This is a genomic window from Pseudomonas sp. MT3 (genome assembly GCF_054720805.1).
Map to the genome: position 1 here is coordinate 1 of NZ_JBTVPY010000055.1, position 562 is coordinate 562.

Genomic DNA, 562 nt, shown 5'->3' on the forward strand with positions numbered 1-562 from the left:
CCTTAATGCTGGAGTTCGGAAGGTGACTTGGCTGGACGCTTACGTTGAGGAGGGCGGGAGAACGCGAGCACTTCAGTCGTGGCAAGCCACTCCTTCGTCCGCGAATAGCAAGTTCACTTCGTTGGCACTTCGTTCCTTGCTCTTCGCGTACTGTTACTAATATAAAAAAGACTGTGCAAAAGCGTCACGAACGTCACGAATCCTCTAGACCCCACGTCACGAGGGGTTTACAGGCGTGACGCTCCTCCAGGCAAACCGTCACGCAAGCGTCACGAGCGTCACGATAACCGTCACGCGGCGTAAGCTTTTTGCAGGTCAGCCGGCGTGGACGTATCAGATAGACCATCAGCCAAACCCTTCGGAGTGATCCACCAGCGGCCAGCATTGGAACGTTTCTGCTTGCAACCGAGTTGCGTAAGGTCCTTGGTGATTGCATGGGTGGAAACCTTGATACCGGTTTCTGAGTAGTACTGTTGCTCGATGTCAATTGCCTTCAAGACAGCAGCGTCCTCGACACATGAATCGCCCCTAGTTTCGTAGACACCTCCAAGCCTCATAATGA

1 protein-coding gene is annotated in these 562 nt (G+C 53.4%); it reads right to left on the reverse strand.

The genetic code is table 11. The annotated features are described in order from the left end of the window. Nucleotides 1-290 precede the first annotated feature (290 nt). Nucleotides 291-562, reverse strand: a 272-nt coding sequence (locus ACYCAX_RS26555; RefSeq protein WP_460249215.1) for a hypothetical protein, incomplete at its 5' end; no start/stop codon positions are given.